Consider the following 9270-nt stretch of genomic DNA (forward strand, 5'->3'; position numbering starts at 1 on the left):
GGGACCGGGGCCTCCGGGCGGGGCCGCCGGACGCCCCCCTCAGCCGGGCATCGGCACCCAGGCCCGGAGCCGGGTGCCCTCGCCCGGCCCGCCGGCCAGGTCCAGTCTCCCGCCGAGGGCGGACATCCGGTCGGCCAGCGGGCCCAGCCCTCCGCGCCCGGCCACGGCCGGGTCGAAGCCCTTCCCGTCGTCCGAGACCACCACCTGGAGCCGTCCGCCGGCGTGCGTCAGCCGTACCTCGATCCGGGAGGCCGCGGCGTGCTTGAGCGCGTTGGCGATCGCCTCGCTCACCGTGAAGTACAGCGCGCCCTCGATCTCGTCGGGGAAGCGCCGTGCCCGCAGCTCCGCGTCGGCCGCCACGGTCGTGGTCACCGGCAGGCGCGAGCAGCGCTCCTCGACCGCCTCCACCAGCCCGCCCTGGCTGAGCACGGACGGGTGGATGCCCGCCGCGAGCTCCCGCAGGTCGGTGAGCGTCTGCCGGGCCTGCTCGCGCAGGAGCGCCAGACTGTCGGGGCCGCCGCCCGTCGCCCGGGCCAGCTCCAGCCCCGCGATCAGCGCCACGAGCTGCTGCTGCGCCCCGTCGTGGATGTTGCGCTCGATCCGCCGCCGTTCGGCCTGCTCCGCGTTGACCAGCCGGGCCGCCAGCCCCGCGCTCTGGATCGCCAGCCCGATCGGCACCGCCAGCGCCCCGAGCAGGCGGCGGTCCTCGGTGGTGAAACGCCCCACCGTCCTGGGGCCGCACGCGATGTGTCCCAGCCCGGCGGGCACCGTGAGCACGGCCGGGCCGTCCTCCCTGCCCGCCACCACCCGGGTTCCGTCCGCGAGCGCGACGGCGGCCCACCTGGTCTCCAGCCCGGCCCGTACGGCTCCCGCCAGCCTGCCGAGCTGCTCCACCGGCTCCGCCTCCTCCAGCACCGGGCCGAGCTCCGACAGCAGCTCGTCCACCGTGGGCCGCAGGTCGAAGACGAGGAAGAGCCGGGAGCCCCGGATCCCCACCCTGACGTCGAGGAGGTTGTGCCGGAACACGGCGGCCGCGATCACCGCGGGCAGCGAGGCCATGGCGATGACGATCCCGCCCCAGGCCCCCGGGCTGTGACTCAGGGGGTCGGAGAGCCCCGTCAGCACGAACCCGCCCAGGGTGCCCACGACCCCGGCGATCATCCAGCGGAGCCGGCGGCGTCCGGCGGCGTCGCTCTTCCACCGGCGCAGCACGAGGGAGACCAGCACCGACAGGGCCACCAGGAAGGTCACGACCTGTCCCAGCCCGCTCACGCCCGCGGCGACCAGGCCGGCCGTCCCGCTGAGGCCGACGGGGTTGCCGGCGGGGAACATGGTGTAAAACTCGTCGGGGCCGAACAGGACGCCCGCCCAGTGAGCGGTGATCGCCGCCCCCGCGATCCAGGCCCCGGCACGCCAGCGGCGCGAGGGCAGCCGCCCGTCGGGGAACAACAGAGGGATGAAGACCCAGGACAGGCCGTAGAAGACGGTGAACAGCGAGGCGAGCACGGCGGCGATGCCGGCGAGCGGGCCGTGACCGGACGCATCCCTCAGCAGGAGGGCGGTGCCGAGCGCGCCGGAGCCCAGGCAGACGGCGGCGGCCAGCAGCAGCCAGCCGTACACGTTGTCGGGGCGCCTGGTCGCGACGAGCCAGCCGATCGCGGGCATGGCCAGGCACACCGCGATGAACAGCCACTGGCTGAACGGCGCGGGCAGGCCGCTCTCCAGCAGCCCGCCCGCGACGATCCCGGCCGCGGCCACCGCCGCCAGCGACGCGGCGAGCACGCGGGAGGAGGTCACGGCAGTCATGGAACGCAGCGTGACCTGCCGTGGAAGCCAGCGTCTATGGGGTTGTCCGCACATTCGCTGCAGTTTGCCGCACCCCGCGGGACGGAGGGTGGCCTGGTGTCGCGGCGGTGCGCCCCTGCCTAGTTTTGGGACCAGAGCCGCCGGGGAGCCGGTGGCGACCCACAGTCCGAGAAGGAGCTTTCCGTGCGACTTCCGTTCAGACAGGCACGTGTCCTGGCTCTGGCGCTCGTCACCGCGACCGTCCCCCTGACGGCGCTCACAGGCGGCGGGCAGGCGGCCGCCTCCGCCGCTCCGGCGGTCGCGGCCGCCCCGGTCATCCCCGACAGCCCGGTCGGCAGGCAGCTGAGCTGGTACCTCGACGCCGTGCCCAGGGCGCCCATCGCCGAGGGCGAGCTCAAGGAGCACCTCAGCGCGGAGTTCCTCGCCTCGATCCCCGTCGACGACTTCAACGCCTTCACCGGGCGGCTCAAGGGGATGACGCTGGAGAAGCTGACCACCGCCAAGCCCGACCTCCTGGTCGGCCAGGTGACGATCGCCGGACAGAGCTTCGTCCTGACGATCTCCGTGGACGGCGACGGGAAGATCAACGGACTGCGCGTGGCCCCCGCGGAGATGCCCGTGCCGCCGGCGCCCGGGAGCTGGAACCAGCTCGACGGCCGGCTCCGCAAGGTCGCGCCCGAGGTCGGCTTCCTCGCCGCCGAGATCGACTCCCGGGGCCAGTGCAAGATCATCCACGCCGTGGCGCCGGACAGGCCGCAGCCGCTGGGCTCGATCTTCAAGCTCTACGTGCTGGGCGCGGTGGCCCAGAAGATCCACGACGGCGGGCTGAGCTGGAACACCAAGCTCACCGTCAAGCCCGAGTGGAAGAGCCTCGGCGAGGGCGGCCTGACGGACCGCCCGGACAACAGCACCACGACGGTCCGCGAGGCCGCGAAGCTGATGATCTCGATCAGCGACAACACCGCCGCCGACATCCTCCTCCACACGGTGGGGCGCAAGGCCGTCGAGGCCAAGGTGCGCCAGTGGTCCGGCCACGCCAAGCCGAACATCCCCTTCCTCACCACGCGCGAGCTGTTCCTGCTCAAGGGCGTGAACTATCCCGAGCAGGCCCGGTCCTATCTCGCGCTCAGCCCCGCGAAGAAGCGCGCCTACCTGGACGGGACGGTCGCCAGGCAGTCGCTGGCGGACATCAAATACTGGGACAGGCCCCGGGAGATCGGCACGCTGGAGTGGTTCGGCTCCCCGCGTGACGTCTGCCGCGCCTACGCGGGCCTGAACGCGCTGAACTCCAGGCGGCTGCACGAGACGCTGTCGGCCAACGACGGCGGCCTGCAGCTCGACCCGGCGAAGTGGAAGGCACCCTGGTTCAAGGGCGGTTCCGAGCTCGGCGTCCTGGACCTGAGCTACCTCGCCCGCACCACCGGGAAGGCCGGCGGGAAGACCTACGTGGTCACCGCCCTGACCAACGACCCCCGGACGGCGCTCAACGAGAGCACGACCGCCCCCGAGCTGATCTCCCTGAGCCGGGGCGCGTTCGCCCTGGTCAAGGCTGGATGACCCGATAAGCCCCGGGATGCGGCCCGGGCGGCTCCGAGGCCGTGACGCTCCCCGCGTCACGGCCTCGGCCACTGCGGAATAGTTGAACAATCAACTTAGTTAGCATTCACGAATCCCGCAGGAAGGAGCCCGAAATGCCCGCCGTGACCGTAGAGAACCCGTTGACCCTGCCCCGGCTGCCCCAGCCTCTCGGCGCGGTGCGCGAGCGCGAGGTGCTGGCCGTGACGACCGCGCCCAGCGGATTCGAGGGCGAGGGCTTCCCCGTGCGGAAGGCCCTGGCGACGATCAAGCCCCAGTACCTCGACCCGTTCGTCATGATGGACCAGATGGGCGAGGTGGACTACGCTCCGGGCGAGCCCAAGGGCACCCCCTGGCACCCGCACCGGGGCTTCGAGACCGTCACCTACATGATCGACGGCGTGATGGACCACGCCGACTCCCACGGCGGCGGCGGCACGATCTCCGACGGCGACACGCAGTGGATGACCGCCGGCGGGGGAATCCTGCACAAGGAGGCTCCCCCAGAGTGGCTGGTCCAGAAGGGCGGCCTGTTCCACGGCATCCAGCTCTGGGTCAACCTGCCGGGCAGCCAGAAGATGGTCGCGCCCAACTACCAGGACATCGGCAGGTCCAACGTCGTCCTGCTCAGCAGCCACGACGGCGGAGCGCTGGTCCGCCTGATCGCGGGCGAGGTCGCCGGGTTCACCGGCCCCGGCAGCACGAGGACCCCGATCACCCTGCTGCACGCCTCCCTCAGCCCCGGCTCCCGCCTCACGCTGCCCTGGCGCAAGGACTTCAACGCGCTCGCCTACGTCCTCTCCGGACGGGGCGGCGCCGGCGCCGACAGGCAGCCGATCGAGTCGGGCCAGCTGGCGGTCTTCGACGGCTTCGGCACCCTCCCCGGCCTCGGCACCGAGGGAGAGGGCCTCACCCTCTGGGCGTCCGGGAGCCAGGAGAGCCGCAGCCCCAACCTGGAGGTCATCGTGCTGGGCGGCCGCCCGATCGGCGAGCCGGTCGCGCACTACGGCCCGTTCGTGATGAACACCCAGGAGGAGCTCGCCAAGGCGTTCGAGGACTACCAGGCCGGCCGCCTCGGCGCCATCCCGGCCGAGCACGCCTGACCTGAGGCCAGATCGAGGAAGAGCGCGGATGACCAGCCGAAGCCGCTCGTCGCACGGGCCGCGCGGGCGCCGGTGAGCGGGTTCCAGTATTCGTACAGGCCGCCGCCGGCGTTCACCATGTCCAGGGTCCGCCGGGTCAGCTCCTCGGCCACCTCGGCGTAGCCGGAACGGTGCAGGCCCTCGATCAGCAGGTAGTTGACGTTGAGCCAGACCGGGCCGCGCCACATGGCGTCGGGGTCGAAGTCCGGGTCGTCGAAGGCGACCGTGGGCACCGGCCGCTCGCCCCAGAAGGACGGGGAGAGCAGGTCGGCCACCAGGCGCCCGGCGATCTCCCGGGGGAGGCGTCCGGTGAGCAGCGGCAGCAGCTCCAGCGGGGTCCGGGTCGCCACCTCGGTGACGGCGCCGGCCGTACCCGCCGGGGCCGAGGGGCCGGGTGCGGACTTGGCCAGGGTGACGAACCGCCTGCCGTTCCAGCGCCTGGCCACCAGCAGCTCGACGTGCTCGGCCGCCCGCTTCCGCCAGGCCGCCGCCTCCTCGGTACGGCCCAGCGCCTCGGCGATGTCGCCCAGCCGGTCGGCCTGCAGGGCCAGGTAGGAGTTGAGGTCCGGAGGCTCGGCGCGAGGGCCGTGGTCCCAGATCGGGCTGTCGTCCAGGCCGGACGAGTACGGGTGGAGATACTCGGCGAGCCCGTCGCCGTCGGGGTCGGAGACGGTCAGCCACCACTCGTGCGAGCGGGTGATCGGCCCGTAGACCTCCGCGAGGAACCCCAGGTCCGGGTCGACCTCGTGGATCTTCCAGACGGCCCACGCGGTGAGCGGTGGCTTGGTCACCGGGACGACGCCGCCGATCGGCCCTTCCTCCGGGGAGCCGGCCCCCCGCTCCGTTCCGCCGGCCTGGCCGACGTGCTGGGCCAGGCGGGCGTGGTCGGAGCGGGGCAGGTCGGTGGTCTCGGCGAGCACACCCAGGTCGTGGACCACGTCGGGGATGAGGCCGTCGGGGCGCTGGTGGTCCAGGAGGATGCGGATCTGGTCGCGGGCGAGTCCGGGGTCGGCATGGCGCAGCCCGACGGCGTGGAAGTACGCGTCCCAGTTCCAGATGCCGACATATCCGAACTTGGAGGGGACGACGCCCTCCCTGCCGCCCGCGAACGCGATGGGCAGCAGGTTCACCCCCAGCGTCCACCACGCCTGTTCGGCCCGCTCCCGCAGTCCCTCCGGCACGGACGGCATCCGCCCGGCCCACTCCTGACGGCGCCGCGCGGCCGCCTCCAGCAGCTCCGCGCCGTCGTACGGGCGCGCCTGCCCCACCAGCACGAGGGTCCCGTCGACGTCTCCGGCGCCGCCGTCCCAGACCGCCCGCGCCGCCGAGCCGGTCAGCACCAGCGTCCCGGCGTCGGCGAAGACCAGGTCGACGCCGCCCTCGAAGGAGATCCGGTCGGGACGCGCACGCCGTACGGGCAGCTCGGCGTCGCCGCGGAACAGCCGCAGGCCGGTCAGGACGGCCGTCTCCGACAGCCGGGTCTCGTACTCGGCGCGGGCGATCCAGAGCGAGCCGTCCTCGGCGGCCATCACCAGCAGCCGGGAGCCCCGCTCGGTGAAGGGAGTCGTCCGAAGGTCGCGCAGTTCGAACATCGTCAGCGTCCTCCCAGGCCGGACATGGCCATGCTGTTGAGAATGCGCCGCTGGCCGATCAGGAAGGCGATCATCATCGGGATGACCGAGATGGCCGAGGCGGCGAGGGTGAGGCCGTAGTCGGTGGCGCCGCGCTGATCGGCGAACTGGCTGACCAGCAGCGGCACGGTGGCCAGCTCCGGCGAGTTCAGGAAGATCAGCGGGAAGAAGAAGCTGTTCCAGCTCGCCAGGAAGACGATGATGCCCAGCGCGCCCATGCCGGGTCTGACATTGGGCAGCACGACCCGCCAGAAGATCGTCCAGCGGTTGGCCCCGTCGAGGCGGGCCGCCTCCTCCAGCTCGATCGGGACCGCCCGGATGAACTGGCGCAGCAGGAAGACCGCGAAGGGGTTGACGAACCCGGGCACGATCAGCGCCAGGTGGGAGTCGATCCACCCCAGCTCCGCCAGCATCAGGTAGAGCGGGACGACGGTCACCTGGGCCGGAACCATCTGGGTCGCCAGGAACAGGCCGAACAGCAGGCCCGAGCCGCGGAAGCGGATCCTGGCGAAGGCGTAGGCGGCCATGGCGGAGGTGCTCAGGGTGAGGAGCACGTTGAGCACCGCGATGTAGAAGCTGTTCCAGTAGGCCTGGGCGAAGGGCAGCGCGCCGAACGCGTCGGGGTAGTTCTGCGCCCGCCAGGGGTTGGGCAGCCAGTCGAGCGGCGCGTTGATCATCTGGTGCGCGCCCTTGAACGACGTCAGCAGCATCCAGACGAACGGGAACAGCATCGCCAGTCCGCCGGCGATGAGCGCGACGTGCAGGGCGATCTTGCCCAGACGGCGGGAGACGGGGACGCCGGAAGGTCCGGGGATCACAGCCATCGACGCCTCCCCTTAGGAGTCGTAGTGGACGAAGCGCTTCTGCACTCCGAACTGGACGAGGGTGACGAGCAGGGTCAGCACGAGCAGGATCAGCGCGGCGGCGCTGCTCATGCCGAACTCGAAGTTCTGGAAGCCCAGGTCGTAGATCTGGTAGACGATCGTGCGGGCGCCGTCGTTGTGGTCGGGGTTGACCAGCACGTAGATCTGGTCGAACGCCTGGAAGGAGCTGATCACCGCGACCACGGTGGAGAAGAAGACGGTCGGGGAGATCATGGGCAGCGTCACCGAGCGGAAGACGCGGATCGGGCCCGCGCCGTCGATGCGGGCGGCCTCCATCAGCGCGGGCGGGATGGTCTGCAGCCCGGCCAGGAAGATCACGACGTTGAGGCCGAGCGAGGACCAGATGGTCACGACCGCGATGGACACGATGACCCAGCCCGGGTCCTCCAGCCAGTTGGGCAGCGTGATCCCGAACCAGTCGTACACGGTCCTGTTGAGGACGCCGTAGTCGCCGCTGGCCAGGATGATCTGCCACATCACGGCCACCGCGACGGAGCTGGTGACCACCGGCAGGAAGTAGACGACCCGGTAGAAGGTCTTGCCCTTGACCTGGTTCAGCGCGAGGGCGATGAGCAGCGCGAGCGCCAGGCCGACCGGGACCGTCAGGAAGGCGAGCTTGACGGTGTTCCAGACGGCCGTGCCGAAGTCGGGGTCGGAGAGCTGGGCGGCGAAGTTGTCGAAGCCGACCCAGGACTTCTCGCCGAGCCCGTCCCACTTCATGAACGCGAGCACGACCGCGAACCCGAGCGGGAAGACCAGGAACGCCAGCAGGCCGATGACCTGCGGAGCGAGGAACAGTGCGGCCCACCAGCCGTCCCGGTGCCGCACGCGCGTCGCCGCGCGTGCGGGCCGGGCCTTCGCGGTGGGGCGCGCCGGGGTGACGACGCCCACCGCCGCTATCCGATCTTGCCGTCGACGATGGCCTGGAGCTCGGTCATGCCCTGCTCGAAGGCGACCTTGCCGGTCCAGACCTTCAGCAGGTGGTCGTTGATCTCCTTGGTGAGACCGGGCACGGCGACCTCCTCCGGGTAGTTGGCGAAGCCGGTGTCACGGACGTCCAGGAGCGTCTGGGCGTGCGCCGGGTAGTTGCCCTCCAGCACGATCTGCTCGGCGCCCTTGACCGACGGGACCGCGCCGCCGCCCTTGAGGCGCAGGAGCTGGCCCTCCTTGCTGACGAACTCCGTCAGGAAGGTGAAGGCCTCCTTGGCGTTCTTGGAGTCCTTGTTCAGCGCCAGGTAGGAGGCCGCGACCGCGCCGGGAATCGGCTGGCCGGTCTCCGACGGGAACGGCACGATGTCGTAGTTGGGCAGGTCGCCGCCCTTCTTGACCACGTCGATCATCCACCGGCCGCCGGCGAAGAAGCCCGCGGTGCCCTTGAGGAACTGGGTGTTGGCGCCGTTGCTGGCGGGCAGCACGTCGGCGGACAGGAAGGTCTTGTCGGCGTAGCCCTTGGCCAGGGTCTCCAGGGCCTTGCGCGACTTGGGGTCGGTGGTGGCGACGAACTTGCCGCCCTCCCAGACCTTGCCGCCGAAGCCGCCGATGACGCTGTAGGTCGAGCCGTACCAGTTCCAGAAGAGGGAGCCGGCCTTGCCCGCGGCCTTGAGCTTGGCGTTCATCTCCAGGTATTTGGCCATGGTCCACTTGCCGGCCGCGTTCAGCTCGGCCGGGTCCTCGGTGATCCCGGCCTCCTTGAGCGCCTTCTTGCCGTACCAGAGGACCTCGGGGTTGGTGTCGTTCGGGACGCCGTAGATCTGGCCGTCCTTCCTGGCCCCGCCGTAGATGCCCTCGGAGAAGTCCTCGGGCTTGCTCTTGCTGTCCGGGCCGGCGAGCTTGTCGTTGAGCGGGGCGAGCACCCCGGCGGCGACGAACTTGCCGACGTTGTCGTCGCCGACGAAGAAGACGTCGGGCGCGGTCTTGGAGGTGAGCTGGGTGAGGAGCTTGGGGTGGTAGTCCTCGTACTTGGGGACCGTCTCCATCTTCAGCACGATGTTCGGGTGGCGCTTCATGAAGTCGTCGTTGAAGCCCTTGTAGAGCGCGACGTCCTCGGCCGAGCCCCAGGTCGACCACCGGATGGTGACCTTTCCGCCGGCGGACGCGCCGCCGCCGGTCGTGCCGCCGCCGCTTCCGCTGCACGCGGCGGTGACGGTGGCGGTCAGGGCCAAGGCCGCTGCGGCCAGGGCCTTCTTGGATATGGGGAAAGACACGGTGTGCCTCCTGGGGGTGAGATTTTCG

The 9270-nt window shown here is 71.2% G+C and carries 7 protein-coding genes; 2 read left to right on the forward strand and 5 right to left on the reverse strand.

The features are described 5' to 3' along the window. Positions 1–39 precede the first annotated feature (39 nt). Positions 40–1806, reverse strand: coding sequence for a sensor histidine kinase (locus tag CA984_RS48805; protein ID WP_133061748.1), 1767 nt, complete (start codon positions 1804–1806; stop codon positions 40–42). A gap of 183 nt (positions 1807–1989) precedes the next feature. Between CA984_RS48805 and CA984_RS22735 the strand changes: the two genes are divergently transcribed. Both CA984_RS22735 and CA984_RS22740 read left to right on the forward strand, forming a co-directional pair. Next, complete coding sequence (locus CA984_RS22735; protein ID WP_086575594.1) at positions 1990–3363, forward strand: serine hydrolase; 1374 nt, start codon at positions 1990–1992, stop codon at positions 3361–3363. A gap of 134 nt (positions 3364–3497) precedes the next feature. Beyond that, on the forward strand, positions 3498–4484 hold the full coding sequence (locus tag CA984_RS22740) for a pirin family protein (RefSeq protein WP_086575595.1): 987 nt from the start codon (positions 3498–3500) through the stop codon (positions 4482–4484). Here the strand turns inward: CA984_RS22740 and CA984_RS22745 are convergent. The 4 genes from CA984_RS22745 to CA984_RS22760 are packed head-to-tail and all read right to left on the reverse strand — an operon-like array spanning position 4439 to position 9242. Further along, positions 4439–6115 carry an amylo-alpha-1,6-glucosidase gene (locus CA984_RS22745; protein ID WP_086575596.1) on the reverse strand — a complete coding sequence of 559 codons (1677 nt, stop codon included), beginning with the start codon at positions 6113–6115 and terminating at the stop codon, positions 4439–4441. The two genes, CA984_RS22740 and CA984_RS22745, sit on opposite strands and share 46 nt — an antisense overlap. A 2-nt stretch (positions 6116–6117) precedes the next feature. Beyond that, on the reverse strand, positions 6118–6978 hold the full coding sequence (locus CA984_RS22750; protein ID WP_086575597.1) for a carbohydrate ABC transporter permease: 861 nt from the start codon (positions 6976–6978) through the stop codon (positions 6118–6120). 12 nt (positions 6979–6990) lie between these two features. Next, a complete protein-coding gene (locus CA984_RS22755) occupies positions 6991–7929 on the reverse strand; it encodes a carbohydrate ABC transporter permease (protein ID WP_086575598.1) in 939 nt (312 codons plus the stop codon). A 5-nt stretch (positions 7930–7934) separates the two neighbouring features. Next, the gene (locus CA984_RS22760; protein WP_086575599.1) at positions 7935–9242 is read right to left on the reverse strand and encodes an ABC transporter substrate-binding protein; all 1308 of its coding nucleotides are present in this window, start codon (positions 9240–9242) and stop codon (positions 7935–7937) included. Between the last annotated feature and the right edge of the window lie 28 nt (positions 9243–9270).

Source organism: Streptosporangium minutum (assembly GCF_002149035.1).
GTDB lineage: Bacteria > Actinomycetota > Actinomycetes > Streptosporangiales > Streptosporangiaceae > Streptosporangium > Streptosporangium minutum.

Coding starts and splice junctions, on each gene's coding strand:
- CA984_RS22750 (WP_086575597.1), bottom strand. CDS start 6,978: ATGGCTGTGATCCCCGGACCTTCCGGCGTCCCCGTCTCCCGCCGTCTG.
- CA984_RS48805 (WP_133061748.1), bottom strand. CDS start 1,806: ATGACTGCCGTGACCTCCTCCCGCGTGCTCGCCGCGTCGCTGGCGGCG.
- CA984_RS22740 (WP_086575595.1), top strand. CDS start 3,498: ATGCCCGCCGTGACCGTAGAGAACCCGTTGACCCTGCCCCGGCTGCCC.
- CA984_RS22745 (WP_086575596.1), bottom strand. CDS start 6,115: ATGTTCGAACTGCGCGACCTTCGGACGACTCCCTTCACCGAGCGGGGC.